This window comes from Pseudomonas sp. H11T01, from assembly GCF_048515765.1.
Taxonomy (GTDB): domain Bacteria; phylum Pseudomonadota; class Gammaproteobacteria; order Pseudomonadales; family Pseudomonadaceae; genus Aquipseudomonas.
This window is the reverse complement of the sequence record NZ_JBLYED010000023.1, coordinates 39,548-56,051: the sequence shown is the minus strand read 5'-3', so window position 1 is coordinate 56,051 and position 16,504 is coordinate 39,548. Positions and strand designations below refer to the sequence as shown.

Here is a 16,504-nt window from a genome sequence, read left to right as displayed (position 1 = left end):
CATGAGCTTCAGCCCCCTGATTCGCCAACTGATCGATGCACTGCGCACTTTGCCAGGCGTCGGTCAGAAAACCGCCCAGCGCATGGCGTTGCAACTGCTCGAGCGTGACCGCAGCGGCGGTTCGCGTTTGGCGCAGGCCTTGAGCCAGGCCATGGAAGGGGTCGGTCATTGCCGTTTGTGCCGCACGCTCACCGAAGACGATCTGTGCCCGCAATGCGCCGATCCGCGCCGCGACGATACGATTTTGTGCGTGGTCGAAGGACCGATGGACGTGTATGCGGTGGAGCAAACCGGTTATCGCGGGCGCTACTTTGTGCTCAAGGGGCATTTGTCACCGCTCGACGGGCTGGGGCCCGAGGCCATTGGCATTCCGCAATTGCTGGCGCGGATCGAAGAGCAAGGCAGCTTCACCGAGATCATTCTGGCCACCAACCCGACGGTTGAAGGCGAAGCCACGGCCCATTACATCGCGCAGTTACTGGCCAACAAAGGCCTGATCACCTCGCGCATCGCCCATGGCGTGCCACTGGGTGGCGAGCTGGAACTGGTGGATGGCGGCACCCTGGCGCATTCGTTTGCCGGGCGTAAACCAATCTCGCTTTAATCCTCCCGACGCGGTGTGGCCGCCGAAAAAATCGCAGGCTCCTACGGATGTACGCGATCCCCTGTAGGAGCTGGCGAAGCCTGCGATTTTTTGATCTTCGAGCTTACTTATCCGTCAACGCAAACTGCGTCAGGCAGAAGGTCGGTATGCCCATGTCTTCCAGGCGCTGAGAGCCGCCCAATTCAGGCAGATCGATAATCGCCGCGGCTTCGAAAACCCGTGCGCCCATGCGCCGTACCAGATTGGCCGCGGCAATCAGGGTGCCGCCCGTGGCGATCAGGTCATCGAATATCAGCACCGAGTCGCCTTCGCACAGGCTGTCAGCGTGGACTTCAAGGAAGGCTTCACCGTATTCAGTCTGATAACCCTCGGCGAGCACGTCGGCCGGCAATTTGCCCTGCTTGCGGAACAGAATCAGCGGTTTGTTCAACTGGTAAGCAATGATCGAACCGATCAGGAAACCGCGAGCATCCATCGCGCCAATGTGCGTGAAGTCGGCTTCGACATAACGATGGACAAAACTGTCCGCCACCAATCGCAAGGCCTTTGGTGATTGGAACAGTGGTGTGATATCGCGAAAGATCACCCCAGGCTTGGGGAAGTCGATCACCGGGCGGATCAAGGATTTGATGTCGAAGGAGTCGAAGACCATCGTCGAAGTGTCCTGGCGGGCTGGGGAAGGGCAGCTCGGCAGTATAAACCCGGCCGAGCCTGTTCGCTCGACCGCAAGGTGGCTGGTCAGCCTTCCAGCGAACCGCCGGCCAGGGCGCAGAGCTGGATCGGATCGAGAATCTGCACTTCCTTGCCTTCGGCGGCGATCAGCTCGTTTTGCTGGAAGCGGGTAAACACCCGGGACACGGTTTCCACCGCCAGGCCCAGATAGTTGCCGATTTCGTTGCGCGACATGCTCAGACGAAACTGATTGGCCGAGAACCCACGCGCGCGGAAACGCGCCGACAGGTTGACCAGGAAGGTTGCGATACGTTCGTCGGCGGTTTTCTTCGAGAGCAGCAGCATCATTTGCTGGTCGTCGCGAATCTCGCGACTCATCACCCGCATCAATTGGCGGCGCAGCTGTGGCAGTTGCACGGACAGTTCGTCGAGGCGATCGAAGGGGATTTCACAGACCGAGGTCGTTTCCAGCGCTTGCGCCGAGACCGGGTAGGCTTCGGTGTCCATACCTGATAGTCCGACCAGTTCGCTGGGCAGGTGGAAGCCCGTGAGCTGCTCCTCGCCGCCGTCGCTCAGGCTGAAGGTTTTCAAGGCGCCGGAGCGTACTGCATAGACGGACGCAAACGTATCGCCCTGACGAAACAGGAATTCACCCTTTTTTAGCGGGCGACCACGTTTGACGATCTCGTCCAGCGCATCCATGTCTTCCAGATTCAGAGAAAGTGGCAAGCAGAGGGGAGCCAGGCTGCAATCCTTGCAATGGGCCTGGTTGTGAGCGCGCAGCTTAACTGGCTCGGACATTTCTTAAATCCTTGTGGGAAAACACACATAAGATGTAAGGGTAACTCACGGGAGGACGTTCCGACCAGCTCGCACGGTGATGGCGTGTCGTCATAACGCTATCGAATTATTGACCCATAACCACATTGGTAATGTTGCGCTAGATAACCCGCGAAAAACGTTGGCTATTCTGCTGTTCCAGATACGCATCGAAAACCATGCACACTGAGCGCACCAGTAGCCGTCCGGCCGGCAATACGCTGATTCTCTGGTTGTCGAGTTCGATCAGACCATCCTCGGCCATGGTCTGAAGCTGTGGCCACACGTCGGCGAAGTAGCCGCGAAAATCGATATTGAAGGCTTGTTCGATCACCGCAAACTCCAGGCTGAAGTTGCACATCAGCTGCTGAATCACCTCCCGACGCAGACGATCGTCCTGATTGCACAGCAGGCCGCGACTGGTGGCCAATTGGGTGTCGCCCAAGGCGGTCTGATAGTGGTTCAAATCACTGCTGTTCTGACAGTACAGGTCACCGATCTGGCTGATAGCCGACACGCCGAGGCCGATCAGGTCGCAATGACCATGGGTGGTGTAGCCCTGGAAATTGCGCTGCAAGGTCGACTCTTCCTGAGCAATGGCCAATTCGTCGTCGGGCAGGGCGAAGTGATCCATGCCGATATACCGATAACCTGCCGCGCTCAGTTGCTCGATCGTGCGATGCAGCATTTCCAGTTTCTCGGCAGGCGCCGGCAGATCGTTGCTGTTGATCCGCCGCTGCGGCATGAAGCGCTCAGGCAAATGCGCGTAGTTGAACACCGAGAGCCGGTCCGGTTGCAGGTTGATGACTTCGTCTACGGTGCGGGCGAAGCTGTCCGGCGTCTGCTTGGGCAGACCGTAGATAAGGTCGATGTTGATTGAGCGAAACTGCAAGGTTCGGGCGGCTTCGATCACTGCTCGGGTTTCTTCCAGGCTCTGCGGGCGATTGACCGCCCGTTGCACCTGCGGATCGAGGTCCTGCAAACCGATACTGACGCGGTTGAAACCCAGTTCGCGGAGCAGGCCCATGGTCGACCAGTCGGCTTCGCGAGGGTCGATTTCGATGCCGTAGTCGCCGGAGTCATTGTCCAGGAAGTTGAAATGCCTGCGCAGCTGGGCCATCAATTGGCGCAGTTCGTCATGACTGAGAAAGGTCGGGGTGCCGCCGCCGAAGTGCAATTGTTCAACCTTCTGGTTCGGGTCGAGGTGGCAGGCGATCAGCTGGATCTCTTGTTCCAGACGCTGCAGATAGGGCAAGGCGCGACCACGGTCCTTGGTGATGACCTTGTTGCAGGCGCAGTAGTAGCAAATGTTCGCGCAGAACGGGATATGCACATACAGCGATAACGGTCGCAGCGCCTTGCGGCTGTCGCGCAGCGCATGCAGCAGGTCAAAGGTGCCGACCTGGCTGTTGAATTGCACCGCGGTCGGATACGAGGTGTAGCGCGGTCCCGCCAGGTCATAGCGGCGGATCAGATCTGTGTCCCAACGAATGGCGTCGAGCATGCGGGCATTCCCCCGGATAGGCTGGCAGTGTCCGTGAGTCTAGGGGGTTCACAAGAGGGGCATGTTGATTTGCATCAAGGGCGATTCTGTCGGAGATCGTTGTCGCTTGCTCGCGATAGGCGCGCCGCCGATTTAATGCCCCATCAACCAATGCTGATGCGGCCCCGGCAGGGTCCAGATGCCAAACAGCATCACCAATAACCCGCCGGTCATGCGTACGCTGCGTTTGCGCAGCAGGGCGGTGACCCGTTCGGCGGCAAGGCCGGTGGCCAGCAGCACCGGCCAGGTGCCGAGGCCGAAGGCTAGCATCAGCAGCGCGCTGTCGAGGGCATTGCCCTGGCTGGCGGACCAGAGCAGCGTGCTGTAAACCAACCCGCACGGCAGCCAGCCCCAGAGCGCACCCAGCAGCAAGGCACGGGGCAGACTCGATACCGGCAACAAGCGGTTGGCGAACGGCTGGATATGCTTCCAAAGGCCGCGTCCGAGGCTTTCGATACGCGTCAGGCCGCTCCACCAACCGGCCAGGTACAGGCCCATGGCAATCAGCAGCAACCCGGCGAGTACGCGCATGAACATCGCTGCCGGACTGTTGGCCACCGCCCAGCCTGCAAGGCCGATCAGCAGGCCGGCCGCCGCGTAGCTGAGAATCCGTCCCAGGTTGTAAGCCAGCAGCAGGCGAAAGCGTCGGCTGCGTTGCTCCTTGGGAATCGCCAGGGTCAGCGCGCCCATCAGTCCGCCGCACATGCCCAGGCAATGACCGCCACCGAGTACACCGAGAATGACTGCGGAAACCAGCAGCGGGGCCAGCTCAAACATGGGGAGGAGCCTTGTCTTTCGATTGGGACGGGGTGGAAGCAGGCGGGTGACCGCTGGCCTCGTCGACGCCAGCCTGGTGGTTCGGGTCCTGGTCGTCGAACAGAATGCTGTGGGCCGGGCCGTCGAGGTCGTCGTACTGACCGCTGTCGACTGCCCAGAAGAAGATGTAAATGGCGATGGCCACGATCAGCAGCGCCGCCGGGATCATCACATAGAGAGCTGGCATGGGTAGACTCCATGCCCGCGCGGCTCAGGCCGGCAGCGGGCGGGTTTCTGGCGTGGCGCTGGCCGCAGGCGTGCTCGGCATGCGAGTCAGGCGCAAAGCATTCAGCACCACGGTCAACGAGCTGAGAGACATGCCGATCGCCGCCCAGATCGGCGTGATCCAGCCGAGGGCGGCGAATGGCAACATGAGGCCATTGTACAGCCCGGCCCACAGCAGGTTCTCGATGATTACCCGGCGCGTGCGTCGCGCCAGGCTGAAGGCTTGCACCAGTGCGTCGAGGCGGTTGGACAGCAGCACCGCGTCGGCGCTGGTTTTCGCCAGATCGGTGGCCGAGCCCATCGCCACGCTGATATCGGCAGCGGCCAGTACCGGCACGTCGTTGACCCCGTCGCCGAGCATCAGCACCTTGCGACCCTGCTGATGCAAGTGTTGCAGCACTTGCAGTTTGTCATCAGGACGCAGACCACCACGGGCCTCGTCGATACCCAGTTCGGCGGCGACGCTGGCGACCATCGGTGAGCTGTCGCCGGACAGCAGCAGCGTGCGCCAGCCACGCGCCTTGCAGGCGGCGAGCAGGGCAGGGGCGTCGGCACGCAAGCGGTCGTCGAGGACAAACCAGGCCAGCGCACCGTGGTGGTCACCGAGCAACAACCATTGACCCGGCTCATCGGGCATCGCCGGTACAGGGCAGTCGCTGAGTTCACACACAAACGCCGGTTGGCCGATGCGCAGGCGCTGCTCACCCACCCGACCTTCAAGGCCAAGCCCAGGGGTGCTGAGGACTTCTTCGGCGGCCAGCGGTGCACGGCCAAAGGCACGGGCGATCGGATGTTCGGAGCGGTTTTCCAGCGCCGCGGCAAGGCCCAGGCACTGATCGCTGTCCAGCGCGCCCAGCACCCGAATCGAACGCAGTGCCAGGCGGCCCTCGGTGAGGGTGCCGGTCTTGTCGAAAATCACCGTATCGATCTGATTCAAACCTTCCAGCACATGGCCGCGCGTCAGCAGCAGTCCGAGTTTGTGCAGCGTGCCGGTGGCGGCGGTGAGGGCGGTCGGGGTGGCCAGGGACAGTGCGCATGGGCAGGTCGCGACCAGCATCGCCAGAACGATCCAGAACGCTCGGGACGAATCCAGCTCCCACCACAGCAGACCAATGGCTGCCGCGGCGATCAACGAAAGCAACAGGAACCATTGCGCAGCGCGGTCGGCGATTTCTGCCAGTCGCGGTTTTTCCGCCTGGGCGCGATCCAGCAGACGGACGATGGCTGACAGCCGAGTATTCTGACCCAGCGCCAGCACTTCGACGGTCAACGCACCTTCGACGTTCAGAGTGCCGGCGGTGACCGCGTCGCCCAGGGTCCGAGGTTGTGGCAGGTATTCGCCGGTCAGCAGCGACTCATCGATGCTCGACTGGCCGTCGAGGATCTTGCCGTCGGCCGGCAAAATGGCACCGGGATGCACCAGCACCCGGTCGCCCAAGCGCAATTCACTGAGCAGGATGCGTTCGCTCTGGCCGTCATCGCTCATGCGCAGGCAGGAAGCGGGCAATAAATTGACCAGCTGTGCGGTGGCGGCGGCGGTGCGTTCCCGGGCGCGGCGCTCCAGATAACGCCCGGCAAGCAGGAACAGTGCAAACATCCCGACCGCGTCGAAATACAGCTCGCCGACCCCGGTGATCGAGGTCCAGATGCCGGCGATATAGGCGCTGCCAATCGCCAGTGACACCGAAACGTCCATCGTCAGGTGGCGGGTACGCAGGTCGCGCATGGCACCTTTGAAGAACGGCGCGCAGCTGTAGAAGACAATCGGAGTGGTGAGGAACAGCGCGACCCAACGCAGGATGGTGTGCAGTTCGGGGCTCAGGTCGATATTGAATTCCGGCCAGGTGGCCATGGTCGCCATCATCGCCTGGAACCACAGTAAGCCGGCGACGCCCAATTGGCGCAGGGCCAGACGGTTTTCACTGGCCAGTTGTTCGGCGGCGCGGTCGGCTTGATACGGATGCGCGGCATAACCGATGTGGCGCAGTTCGCTAAGCACCTGGCTCAACGGCAACTGGCTATCGGCCCAGCGCACGTGCAAACGATGGTTGGACAGGTTCAGCCGTGCTTCGGCGACCGCCGGCAGGCTGCGCAGGTGTTTCTCGATCAACCAGCCGCACGCGGCGCAGCTGATACCTTCCATCAGCAGGGTGGTTTCGGCGAGCTCGCCTTCGTGGCGGACAAAGGGCTCCTGCACATCAGCGCGATCGTACAGCGCCAGTTCGTCCACCAGCTGCACCGGCAGCGCCTCGGGGTTGGCTGAGGCTTCACTGCGATGGCTGTAATAGCTTTCCAGACCCCCGGCGACAATTGCCTCGGCCACGGCCTGACAGCCCGGGCAGCAAAGCTCGCGGGTTTCGCCGAGAACGACGGCGGTGAACCGGCTGCCGGCCGGGACGGGCAGGGCGCAGTGGTAGCAGGGGGTTGGACTGGTCATGAGGTGGAGTCTATATCGTCCGGGAGGGCCTCATCGCGAGCAGGCTCGCTCCCACATTTTGATCGATGTCGTGCACAACATATGTGTACACCGCAGATCCACTGTGGGAGCGAGCCTGCTCGCGATGCGCAAAGCGCGGCTTTATTTCTACTGGTCTTCCGCACCCTGCAGCGGCTCATCACCGAGCAGCAGGTCTTTGTCATGGCTGACTTGTTCTTCCTCGAACATACGCCAGGTCTTGTCGTCCTGCACACCGAGCAGTTCGACGAAGCGACGACCTTCGACCTTGTCGGTCAACTGGCCGATATAGCGGCCTTGTTCGGTTTCGCTGCGAGCCAGGGTGATCTTGCGATCCTTCTCCGGCTGGGTTGGCGAGATCAGGTTCAGCTCCAGGGTTTTTGGCTGGCTGTTGCCGCTCAGGCGCAGGTCGACTTCGCCGGTCACCTCATCCAGATGCACACTGGCGCGCAGCAGCAGGGTCTGGGCCAACAGTTCACGGTCCAGCGAGCGGTTGATGCCTTTACCCGCTTCGTAATAGTTGTCGTTGACCAGGTTGTCCGGGTTTTTGACCGCGATGGTCACCATGGACAAGGTCAGGGTGACCGAGCAGGCCAGAATTCCGATGATAATCCACGGCCAAAGGTGCTTGTACCAAGGGCTTGCGGCAGTTGCTGCGGGCATGGTGACTTCTCTCAACGAATTTGTGGGCCGATGAATCGGCTCTTGGCTTCAATTTGGACGTTTGCGTCATCGGCATCCTTGAGGGTGAATTTCACCTCGTTAGTGCTCGACGGCAATTGTTCCGGCGCGCTCGACAACTCGACCGGCATGCTGAAAATCTCACCAGCACCGACTTTGATCTCGCGCTTGCCTTGCAGCTTGAGGTCCGGCAGGCCAGAGGCTTCCAGCAGATAGGTGTGGTCGCGCTGGTCTTTGTTCATGATTTTCAGGCTGTAGACGTTCTCGATCCGGCCTTCGGCGTTCTCGCGATACAGCACGCGGTCTTTACTGACGTCGAAACCGACCAGCGAACGCATGAAGAACGCGGTCACCAGCAGGCCGATCATTGTCAGCAGTACCAGCGCATAACCGATCAGACGCGGGCGCAGTTTATTGGTTTTTTGCCCGGAAAGGTTGTGCTCCGTGGTGTAGCTGATCAGGCCGCGGGGGTAATTCATCTTGTCCATGATGCTGTCGCAGGCGTCGATACACGCGGCGCAACCGATGCATTCAACTTGCAGGCCGTCGCGAATGTCGATGCCGGTCGGGCAGACCTGAACGCACATGGTGCAGTCGATGCAGTCGCCCAGACCCATGGCCTTGTAGTCGGCGTCTTTCTTGCGCGGGCCGCGACTTTCGCCGCGACGCGGATCGTAGGAAACGATCAGCGTGTCCTTGTCGAACATCACACTCTGGAAGCGCGCATACGGGCACATGTAGATGCACACCTGCTCGCGCAACCAGCCGGCGTTGCCGTAAGTGGCGAGGGTGAAGAAGCCGACCCAGAAATACGACCAGCCATCGGCCTGGCCGGTGAAGAAGTCGATGGTCAGCTCACGAATCGGCGAGAAGTAACCGACAAAGGTCATGCCCGTGACGAAGCCGATCAGCAGCCAGAGGCTGTGTTTGCTGAACTTGCGCAGGAATTTGTTGGCACTCATCGGCGCTTTGTCGAGCTTGATGCGCTGGTTACGGTCGCCTTCGGTGACTTTTTCGCACCACATGAAAATCCACGTCCAGACGCTCTGCGGGCAGGTATAGCCGCACCAGACGCGCCCGGCGTAGACAGTAATGAAGAACAGACCGAACGCGCTGATGATCAATATGCCCGAGAGCAGGATGAAGTCCTGAGGCCAGAAGGTTGCGCCGAAGATGAAGAATTTGCGCTCCGGCAGGTTCCACCAGACGGCCTGATGGCCGCCCCAGTTCAGCCAGACCGTACCGAAATACAACAGAAACAGCCCGGCTCCGCCCATCATCCGCAGGTTGCGGAACAGACCGGTAAAGGCGCGCGTGTAGATTTTTTCCCGAGAGGCGTAGAGATCGACGCTGTTATTCGTATTTTTGGCAGGCGGGGTAACGTCGTGTACCGGAATCTGGTTGCTCATTATTGCATCCCACGGCAGTGGAAAAATGCCTCGGTCAGTACATGCCGACCGCGGTCAAAAGGGTGTTGCAGTGGCGCAATGATACGCCTGTAGCTCTAGATCAAGGGTGCGACCTTTGGTCGCGTTGGGAGAAATCCAGAGATGGTGTAGCAAATGTAACAAGTCGTGATTTGAATCAATTGACTTGTGAATTATGGACGGTTTTGGCGGGTGAGTGGGGCAGCCAGAAACAAAACGGCCCCGCCAATTTTCATTGGCGGGGCCGTTTGGTGTTGCGATCAAGCGTTTGCCTTACTCGGCGTCAGCAGCCTTGTTACCGTGGGACAGGCTGTAAACGTAAGCGGCCAGCAGGTGAACCTTGTCGTTCCCTTGCAGTTGTTCCTGAGCAGGCATCTGGCCCTGACGGCCGTGGCGGATGGTCTGCTGCAGTTGGGCGAAGCTCGAACCGTAGATGAACGCCGCCGGGTGAGTCAGGTTAGGTGCGCCCATCGCTGGGGTACCTTTGCCTTCCGGACCGTGGCAAGCCACGCAGTTGGTCGCGAAGAGCTTCTGACCGGCAACCGGATCAGCTTTCGCACCTTCTGGCAGTTTGCGGCCATCAAGATTGGTCAGGACGAAAGCAGCAACGTCGCTGACGCCTTGCTCGCCAATCACTTCGCCCCATGCTGGCATGACCGCGTGGCGGCCACCCATGATGGTGGTCTTGATGGTTTGTGGCTCGCCGCCCCAGCGCCAGTCGGCGTCGGTCAGGTTAGGGAAGCCATAAGCACCTTTGGCGTCGGAACCGTGGCAGACCGAGCAGTTGGAGGCGAACAGGCGGCCACCCATCTTCAAGGCTTGCGGGTCTTTGGCGACTTCTTCGATCGGCATGGAAGCGAACTTGGCGAAGATCGGACCGAACTTGGCGTCCGATTTAGCCATTTCCTTTTCCCACTCGTGTACGCCAGTCCAGCCGGTCTGGCCGTTGGCGAATGCCGTCTGCTTCTCGTTGTCGAGGTAGCCGTAGCCTGGCAACAGGCCTTTCCAGTTGCCCAGGCCTGGATACAGCACCAGGTAGCCCAGGGCGAAGATGATGGTGCCGACGAACAGCATGAACCACCATTTCGGCAGTGGGTTGTCGTACTCCTCGATCCCGTCGAAGGAGTGGCCAACAGTCTCTTCGGTGGCTTCGCTGCGCTGGCCCTTACGGGTGGACAGCAGCAGCCAGGTCAAGGCGAAGATGGTACCCAGACTGAGGACTGTGACGTACAGACTCCAGAACGTAGTCATTCTTTGTTACTCCTAGAAGCTTGCTCGACGTGCTTGATGGCTTCGGGATCATCCGCGAAAGGCAGCAAGGTCGCGTCTTCAAACTCGGATTTGCGCTTGGGGCTGAACACCCAAAGTGCCAGACCGATAAAGGCAACCATCACGACAACGGTGCCCAGGCCACGAATCATCCCGATATCCATCTAAATCACCGTTTGCTTTTGATGATGGTGCCCAGGCCTTGCAGATAGGCCACCAGCGCGTCCATTTCAGTTTTGCCCTTCACAGCATCCTTGGCGCCGGCGATGTCTTCGTCGGTGTAAGGGACGCCGAGCGTGCGCAAGACTTCCATTTTCTTCGCGGTGTCTTTGCCGTCGAGCTTGTTTTCCACGAGGAACGGGTAAGCTGGCATTTTCGACTCAGGCACTACGTTGCGCGGGTTGTACAAGTGCGCACGCTGCCAGTCATCGGAGTAACGACCGCCGACTCGAGCCAGGTCCGGACCGGTACGCTTGGAACCCCACAGGAAGGGGTGGTCCCAGACGCTTTCACCGGCAACCGAGTAGTGGCCGTAGCGTTCGGTTTCAGCGCGGAACGGACGGATCATCTGCGAGTGGCAGCCGACACAACCGTTGGCGATGAAAATGTCACGGCCTTCAAGTTCCAGCGCCGGGCGCGGCTTCATGCCTTCGACTGGCTTGTTCGTGACGTCCTGGAAAAACAGCGGAACGATCTGGGTCAGGCCGCCGATACTGACGGCGATGACCATGAAGAAGGCCAGCAGGCCAATATTCTTCTCGACTGCTTCATGCTTCATCAGTGAGCTCCAACTACAGCAATCTGAGCGGCGGCTTCAGCTTCAGCCGGGTTCGAGGCGCGTACGGTACGGAACACGTTGTACGCCATGAACAGCATGCCGCTGGCAAAGAACGCACCGCCCAAAGCACGAACAATGAAACCAGGGTGGCTGGCTTGCAGCGCTTCGACGAAGGAGTAGGTGAGGGTGCCGTCATCGTTGATTGCACGCCACATCAGACCCTGGGTGATGCCGTTGACCCACATCGACGCGATGTAGAGCACGGTACCGATGGTCGCGAGCCAGAAGTGAGTGTTGATCAGGCCGGTGCTGTGCATCTGCGGCCGACCGAAGAGTTTCGGGATCATGTGGTAGATGGCGCCGATCGAGATCATCGCAACCCAGCCCAAAGCACCGGCGTGTACGTGGCCGATGGTCCAGTCAGTGTAGTGAGACAGCGAGTTGACGGTCTTGATGGCCATCATCGGGCCTTCAAACGTCGACATGCCGTAGAACGCCAGGGAGACGACCAGAAAGCGCAGGATCGGGTCGGTGCGCAGTTTATGCCAGGCGCCCGACAGGGTCATCATGCCGTTGATCATGCCGCCCCAGCTTGGAGCCAGCAGGATGATCGACATCGCCATGCCCAAAGACTGAGCCCAGTCCGGCAGAGCGGTGTAGTGCAAGTGGTGCGGGCCGGCCCAGATGTACAAAGTGATCAGTGCCCAGAAGTGCACGATCGACAGACGATAGGAGTAGATCGGACGCTCGGCCTGCTTCGGAACGAAGTAGTACATCATCCCCAGGAAGCCCGTGGTCAGGAAGAAACCCACGGCGTTGTGGCCGTACCACCACTGGATCATGGCGTCAGTCGCACCGGCGTAGGCCGAGTAGGACTTGAAGAAACTGACCGGCAGGGAAGCGTGGTTGACGATGTGCAGCATGGCCGTCACAACGATGAAGGCACCGTAGAACCAGTTACCGACATAGATGTGCTTGGTCTTGCGCTTGACGATGGTTCCGAAGAACACCGCACCGTAGGTGACCCAGACGATAGCCAGCAGAATAGCCAGTGGCCATTCCAGTTCCGCGTATTCCTTGGTGGTGGTGTAACCCAGCGGCAAGGTAACGATCGCGCCGACGATTACAGCCTGCCATCCCCAGAAGTGGAAGGCGGCCATGCTGTCGGAAATCAGTCGCGTTTGGCAGGTTCGCTGCACGACATAATAAGAAGTGGCAAACAGTGCACAACCACCGAAGGCGAAAATCACCAGGTTGGTGTGCAGCGGGCGTAAGCGTCCAAAAGTCGTCCACGGCAGGCCAAAGTTAAGTTCTGGCCATACGAGCTGTGAGGCGATGAAGACACCGAGCCCCATGCCAAGGATCCCCCAGACCACCGTCATGATGGCGAACTGGCGGACTACCTTATAGTTATAAGCAGTCGGACTGATTGCTGTGCTCATTCTAAGGTTCCACGGTTTGGGTGTTTTATTAGGAGTAAAAATCGGTCGCAAGTATGGAGAAAGCAGGGTGTCATTGCAACGCGCCATGACCTGGGTCAATGCTTCCCGACGCTGATTCTGCGGCCTTTCCATGCGCCGCGTAAGGACAAAAATGCCCCCGGACAAAATGTCGCAGTGGATGAAAAAGGCGAGGGGTACAGGTCAGATGTAACTGGGTGTGTTGAAACGAGGAGATCAGCTGACAGGCGGTAACTTGCACGACAGCCGGTATAAACCAGCCTTTGCGGCCTGTCATCGAGCAGAATCGTCGAACGCATCAGTTACAGATGGCCTATGACCGACAGGTGCCAGTCCACTAACGGGCAAGCTTAGACCCGAATCCTGAGAGTGGAAAGGCGGACCATTGGAGGGTGCGACACTTGGTCGCGTAGAGGCAGGGAACTGCCGCATCCTGAGCGGATGCGACAGTGAAGCAGTTACTGGTTATTCGCTTTTGCTTTGCACGAGCTCCTTTTCATCAGTGCTGTGGGACAGACTGAAGACATAGGCGGCCAGCAACTGCACTTTGTCATTGCCGAGCAATTCGGTCTGCGCCGGCATATGGCCTTGGCGACCATGGCGAATGGTCTGTTGCAACTGCGCAAGGCTAGTGCCGTAGATAAAGCCGGACGGTTGCGTCAGGTTCGGTGCGCCCATGGCTTCGGTGCCGTGTCCGGCCGGTCCATGGCACGCTACGCAGGTGGTGTTGAACACTTGCTGTCCGGCTTGCAGGTCGGCAGTACTCTCGGCAGGCAGCGGCAGACCGGCCAGTCCATGACGTACATAAGCAGCGACATTCTTCACACCGTTCTCGCCGAGGATCTCGCCCCAGGCCGGCATGGCCGCCATACGGCCGCCCATGATGGTGGTTTTGATCGTGTCGGCGTTGCCGCCCCAGCGCCAGTTGCTGTCGGCGAGGTTGGGGAAGCCGAACGCACCCTTGGCATCCGAGCCGTGGCAAACCGCACAATTGGAGGCAAACAGGCGACCGCCCATTTTCAGCGCTTGCGGGTCTTTGGCGACGTCTTCCAGAGGCATGGCGGCGAACTTGGCGAAGATTGGGCCGAATTTGGCATTCGCCTTGTCCATTTCCTTTTCCCACTCATGCACACCCGTCCAGCCGTTTTCATAGCCCGGCAAGATGCCTTTCCAGTTGCCCAGGCCGGGGTAGAGGATCAAGTAACCGACGGCAAAGACCAAGGTGCCGGCGAACAGCATGAACCACCATTGCGGCAACGGATTGTCGTACTCCTCGATGCCGTCGAAGCTGTGGCCCATGGTCTGGTCGACGCTGCCTTTGGTTTCGCCCTTGCGCGTACCGATCAACAGCCAGGTCAGGCCGATCAGGCTGCCAATAGTCAGTACGCAGATGTACGTACTCCAGAAGGTGGTCATGGCCGAATGCTCCTTGTCGCAGTTGCGGCGTTTTTAGTGTCGGGCAGCGGTTCATCGGCAAAGGGCAACAGGCGTGCTTCGGCAAATTCCGGATTGCGCTTGGCGTTGAACACCCAGAGCGACAGGCCGATGAAGGCGATCATCACCACCAGTGTGCCGAGACCGCGGATCATTCCACTATCGAGTTCAAAACCCATGGCTCACCTCTTGCTCTTGATCGCAGTGCCAAGCACTTGCAGGTAAGCGACCAGTGCGTCCATTTCGGTCTTGCCCTTGAGCGTGTCGGTGGCGCCGGCAATGTCGGCGTCGGTGTACGGGACGCCGAGGGTACGCATGGCACGCAGCTTGGTTTCGGTGTGGCTGCTGTCGAGCTGATTGGCCACCAGCCATGGATAACCGGGCATCTTCGACTCCGGCACGACGTTGCGCGGGTTGTACAAGTGCGCGCGGTGCCAGTCTTCGGAGTAACGACCGCCGACCCGGGCCAGGTCCGGACCGGTGCGCTTGGAGCCCCAGAGGAACGGGTGATCCCAAACGCTTTCCCCGGCCACCGAGTAGTGGCCGTAGCGCTCGGTCTCGGCGCGGAACGGGCGGATCATCTGCGAGTGGCAGCCGACGCAGCCTTCGCGGATATAGATGTCGCGACCTTCCAGTTGCAGCGCGGTGTAGGGCTTCATGCCCTCGACCGGTTTGTTGGTCACGTCCTGAAAGAACAGCGGGACGATCTGGGTCAGACCGCCGATGCTGACGGCCAACACCATCAACAGCAGCAACAGGCCGACGTTTTTCTCGATTGTTTCGTGTTTCATGTCGGACTCCTCAGGCCATCTGCGCCGCGGTGGCGACTTCGGCTGGCACAGAAGCACGCACGGTGCGCCAGGTGTTGTAAGCCATTAGCAACATGCCGCTGAAGAAGATCGCGCCGCCCACCAGCCGCACGACGAAGCCTGGGTGGCTGGCCACCAGGGTTTCGACGAAGGAGTAGGTCAGCGTGCCGTCTTCATTGACTGCGCGCCACATCAGGCCCTGGGCGATGCCGTTGACCCACATCGAGGCGATGTAGAGCACGGTGCCGATGGTGGCGAGCCAGAAATGCGCGTTGATCAGGCCGATGCTGTGCATGGCCGGGCGGCCGAAGATTTTCGGAATCATGTGATACAGCGCGCCGATCGAGATCATCGCAACCCAACCCAGAGCGCCGGCGTGAACGTGGCCGATGGTCCAGTCGGTGTAGTGGGAGAGGGCGTTGACGGTCTTGATCGCCATCATCGGACCTTCGAAAGTCGACATGCCGTAGAACGCCAGGGAGACCACCAGAAAGCGCAGGATCGGGTCGCTGCGCAACTTATGCCAGGCGCCCGACAAGGTCATCATGCCGTTGATCATCCCGCCCCAGCTCGGTGCCAGCAGAATCAGCGACATCACCATGCCCAGCGACTGTGCCCAATCCGGCAGCGCGGTGTAGTGCAGGTGATGGGGACCTGCCCAGATGTACAGGGTGATCAGTGCCCAGAAGTGCACGATCGACAAACGATACGAGTACACCGGACGCTCGGCCTGTTTCGGCACGAAGTAATACATCATCCCGAGGAAGCCTGCGGTGAGGAAGAAGCCCACGGCGTTGTGGCCGTACCACCACTGAACCATGGCGTCGGTCGCCCCGCCGTACAGCGAGTAGGACTTGGTCAGGCTGACCGGAATTTCCAGGTTGTTGACGATATGCAGAATCGCCACGGTGATGATGAACGCACCGAAGAACCAGTTACCGACGTAGATGTGCTTGGTCTTGCGCTTGGCCAGTGTGCCGAAGAACACGATGGCGTAAGCAACCCAGACGATGGTGATCAGGATGTCGATCGGCCATTCCAGCTCGGCGTATTCCTTGGAGCTGGTGTAGCCCAATGGCAGGCTGATGGCCGCCAGCAGGATCACCAGTTGCCAGCCCCAGAAGCAGAACGCAGCGATTTTCGGCGCAAACAACTGGGTTTGGCAGGTGCGTTGTACCGAATAAAAGGAACTGGCAAACAGCGCGCAACCGCCGAAAGCGAAGATCACCGCATTGGTGTGCAGCGGGCGCAGGCGACCGAAGCTGGTCCACGGCAGGTTGAAGTTGAGTTCGGGCCAGACCAATTGGGCAGCGAGAAAAACCCCGAGCCCCATGCCGACGATGCCCCACACCACCGTCATAATGGCGAATTGGCGGACCACCTTGTAGTTATAGGCGGTACTGATAGAAGTGTTCATGGTTCCCCATCCACGGTTCAGCTGAAGTGAAAGCGACTGCGCACGGCATCGGCGCGCTCACTTCTTCTGGAGTTATAGGCAGACTAAAAGCGAGG

At 59.9% G+C, this 16,504-nt stretch carries 17 protein-coding genes; 1 reads left to right on the top strand and 16 read right to left on the bottom strand.

What is annotated here, in order from left to right:
- Position 1: 1 nt before the first annotated feature.
- Entirely contained in the window at positions 2-604 is a 603-nt protein-coding gene (recR, locus tag ACN1C3_RS25535; protein ID WP_419118521.1) for a recombination mediator RecR, read from the top strand.
- Positions 605-707: 103 nt separating this feature from the next.
- Here recR and ACN1C3_RS25530 read toward each other — a convergent pair whose 3' ends face one another.
- The 16 genes from ACN1C3_RS25530 to ccoN (ACN1C3_RS25455) form a co-directional block, all read right to left on the bottom strand.
- The gene (locus ACN1C3_RS25530) at positions 708-1,256 is read right to left on the bottom strand and encodes an adenine phosphoribosyltransferase (protein ID WP_419118520.1); all 549 of its coding nucleotides are present in this window, start codon (positions 1,254-1,256) and stop codon (positions 708-710) included.
- An 86-nt stretch (positions 1,257-1,342) separates the two neighbouring features.
- Positions 1,343-2,077, bottom strand: a complete 735-nt coding sequence (fnrA, locus tag ACN1C3_RS25525; protein ID WP_419118519.1) for a Crp/Fnr family transcriptional regulator FnrA — start codon at positions 2,075-2,077, stop codon at positions 1,343-1,345.
- 139 nt (positions 2,078-2,216) lie between these two features.
- A complete protein-coding gene (gene hemN / locus ACN1C3_RS25520) occupies positions 2,217-3,599 on the bottom strand; it encodes an oxygen-independent coproporphyrinogen III oxidase (RefSeq protein ID WP_419118518.1) in 1,383 nt (460 codons plus the stop codon).
- 132 nt (positions 3,600-3,731) lie between these two features.
- On the bottom strand, positions 3,732-4,415 hold the full coding sequence (locus ACN1C3_RS25515) for a sulfite exporter TauE/SafE family protein (RefSeq protein ID WP_419118517.1): 684 nt from the start codon (positions 4,413-4,415) through the stop codon (positions 3,732-3,734).
- Positions 4,408-4,641 carry a cbb3-type cytochrome oxidase assembly protein CcoS gene (gene ccoS, locus ACN1C3_RS25510; RefSeq protein ID WP_419118516.1) on the bottom strand — a complete coding sequence of 78 codons (234 nt, stop codon included), beginning with the start codon at positions 4,639-4,641 and terminating at the stop codon, positions 4,408-4,410. The genes ACN1C3_RS25515 and ccoS overlap by 8 nt, the downstream gene beginning before the upstream one ends.
- 24 nt (positions 4,642-4,665) lie before the next feature.
- A complete protein-coding gene (locus ACN1C3_RS25505) occupies positions 4,666-7,116 on the bottom strand; it encodes a heavy metal translocating P-type ATPase (RefSeq protein ID WP_419118515.1) in 2,451 nt (816 codons plus the stop codon).
- Positions 7,117-7,263: 147 nt separating this feature from the next.
- Positions 7,264-7,797, bottom strand: a complete 534-nt coding sequence (locus ACN1C3_RS25500; RefSeq protein ID WP_419118514.1) for a FixH family protein — start codon at positions 7,795-7,797, stop codon at positions 7,264-7,266.
- 11 nt (positions 7,798-7,808) lie between these two features.
- On the bottom strand, positions 7,809-9,224 hold the full coding sequence (ccoG, locus tag ACN1C3_RS25495) for a cytochrome c oxidase accessory protein CcoG (protein ID WP_419118513.1): 1,416 nt from the start codon (positions 9,222-9,224) through the stop codon (positions 7,809-7,811).
- Positions 9,225-9,515: 291 nt separating this feature from the next.
- On the bottom strand, positions 9,516-10,493 hold the full coding sequence (gene ccoP / locus ACN1C3_RS25490; protein WP_419118512.1) for a cytochrome-c oxidase, cbb3-type subunit III: 978 nt from the start codon (positions 10,491-10,493) through the stop codon (positions 9,516-9,518).
- Positions 10,490-10,675, bottom strand: coding sequence for a CcoQ/FixQ family Cbb3-type cytochrome c oxidase assembly chaperone (locus ACN1C3_RS25485; RefSeq protein ID WP_003175465.1), 186 nt, complete (start codon positions 10,673-10,675; stop codon positions 10,490-10,492). The genes ccoP (ACN1C3_RS25490) and ACN1C3_RS25485 overlap by 4 nt, the downstream gene beginning before the upstream one ends.
- 5 nt (positions 10,676-10,680) lie before the next feature.
- Positions 10,681-11,289, bottom strand: a complete 609-nt coding sequence (gene ccoO / locus ACN1C3_RS25480) for a cytochrome-c oxidase, cbb3-type subunit II (protein WP_054593209.1) — start codon at positions 11,287-11,289, stop codon at positions 10,681-10,683.
- Positions 11,289-12,731, bottom strand: a complete 1,443-nt coding sequence (gene ccoN, locus ACN1C3_RS25475) for a cytochrome-c oxidase, cbb3-type subunit I (protein ID WP_419118511.1) — start codon at positions 12,729-12,731, stop codon at positions 11,289-11,291. Before ccoN (ACN1C3_RS25475) ends, ccoO (ACN1C3_RS25480) begins: the two co-directional genes overlap by 1 nt.
- A gap of 483 nt (positions 12,732-13,214) precedes the next feature.
- Positions 13,215-14,165: a cytochrome-c oxidase, cbb3-type subunit III gene (gene ccoP, locus ACN1C3_RS25470; RefSeq protein WP_419118510.1), complete on the bottom strand. Its 951-nt coding sequence runs from the start codon at positions 14,163-14,165 to the stop codon at positions 13,215-13,217.
- Positions 14,162-14,362, bottom strand: coding sequence for a cbb3-type cytochrome oxidase subunit 3 (locus ACN1C3_RS25465; RefSeq protein ID WP_419118509.1), 201 nt, complete (start codon positions 14,360-14,362; stop codon positions 14,162-14,164). Before ACN1C3_RS25465 ends, ccoP (ACN1C3_RS25470) begins: the two co-directional genes overlap by 4 nt.
- Positions 14,363-14,365: 3 nt before the next feature.
- A complete protein-coding gene (gene ccoO / locus ACN1C3_RS25460; RefSeq protein ID WP_419118508.1) occupies positions 14,366-14,974 on the bottom strand; it encodes a cytochrome-c oxidase, cbb3-type subunit II in 609 nt (202 codons plus the stop codon).
- Positions 14,975-14,984: 10 nt separating this feature from the next.
- Positions 14,985-16,409: a cytochrome-c oxidase, cbb3-type subunit I gene (ccoN, locus tag ACN1C3_RS25455; protein WP_419118507.1), complete on the bottom strand. Its 1,425-nt coding sequence runs from the start codon at positions 16,407-16,409 to the stop codon at positions 14,985-14,987.
- Positions 16,410-16,504: the final 95 nt, after the last annotated feature.